The organism is Mycobacterium sp. E2462 (genome assembly GCF_001672685.1).
Taxonomy (GTDB): domain Bacteria; phylum Actinomycetota; class Actinomycetes; order Mycobacteriales; family Mycobacteriaceae; genus Mycobacterium.
This window is the reverse complement of the sequence record NZ_LZKC01000021.1, coordinates 1-1,091: the sequence shown is the minus strand read 5'-3', so window position 1 is coordinate 1,091 and position 1,091 is coordinate 1. Positions and strand designations below refer to the sequence as shown.

Below are 1,091 nucleotides of genomic sequence, written 5' to 3'. Positions count from 1 at the left end.
GACCGCGGGGATCGTCATCAGGTCGTCGCGCACGGTGACGGCATCGGCAGTCTCCAGCGCCAGGTCGGCGCCGCCGCGACCCATGGCGATCGACGCGTGCGCGGCCGCCATCGCCGGGGCATCGTTGACGCCGTCACCGACCAGCAGCACCCGAAGGCCGCTAGCCTCGAACTCGCGTACCGCCGCGACCTTGCCGTCGGGCAACAGGTCGGCGCGGACATCGTCGACCCCGAGATGCGCGGCCAGGCGCGCCGCGGCCCGGCGGTTGTCCCCCGTGAGCACGACCGGGGGAGCCGACGTCAGCGCGGCGACGGCCCGCACCACGTGCGCGGCGTCCGGCCGTACGGTGTCGTCGAGGCCGAGCACGCCCACCCGCCGGCCGTCGACGGTCACCACGACGGCGGTCGCCCCGGCCGCCTGCAACGCGTCGACGGCGGCGTCGTCAGCCAACCCTCGCGGGCTGATCACCTCGACCACGTGGCCGTCCACGCCGGCGCGCACCCCGCTGCCCGGCATCGCCACGAACTCGTCGGGTTGCGGCACCGCGAGGCCCCGCCGGCGGGCGGCCGCGCAGATGGCGTTGCCCAGCGGATGCTCGCTGAAATGCTCTGCGGCGGCGGCGATCCGCAGCACCTCGTCCTCGCCGGACCGGCCGTCGGCGGGCGCGACGCTGGTCAGCCGCGGCGTGCCGGTGGTGAGCGTGCCGGTCTTGTCGAAGGCGACCACGCCGAGGTCGCCGAGGTGCTCCATGGCCACCGCCGATTTGATTAGCACGCCGTGGCGGCCGGCATTGGCGATCGCCGAGAGCAGCGGCGGCATGGTCGCCGAGGCGTCCGCCACGAAGGCGCGGACCCAGCTGTTTATCGAAAAGGTCGAGCAGCGTTACTCGGTGGGCGTGGTGGCGGCGACCCTCGGGCTGTTCGCGGTGCCGCTGCTGTGCGGCTCCGGCCTGCAGGCCACGCTGCTGCGCGCCATGACTTTCATGATCGTCGCGTCCCCGTGCGCGGTGGTGCTGGCGACCATGCCGCCGCTGCTCTCGGCGATCGCCAATGCCGGCCGCCACGGCGTGCTAATCAAATCGGCGGTGGCCA

Annotated in this window: 1 protein-coding gene and 1 pseudogene; one reads left to right on the top strand and one right to left on the bottom strand. The window is 73.9% G+C overall.

What is annotated here, in order from left to right:
* A partial coding sequence (locus A5714_RS01380) for an HAD-IC family P-type ATPase (protein WP_304528496.1) occupies positions 1-750 on the bottom strand: 750 nt, incomplete at its 3' end.
* 67 nt (positions 751-817) lie between these two features.
* Between A5714_RS01380 and A5714_RS01375 the strand changes: the two are divergent.
* A pseudogene (locus tag A5714_RS01375) lies at positions 818-1,091 on the top strand (heavy metal translocating P-type ATPase); the annotation flags it as partial.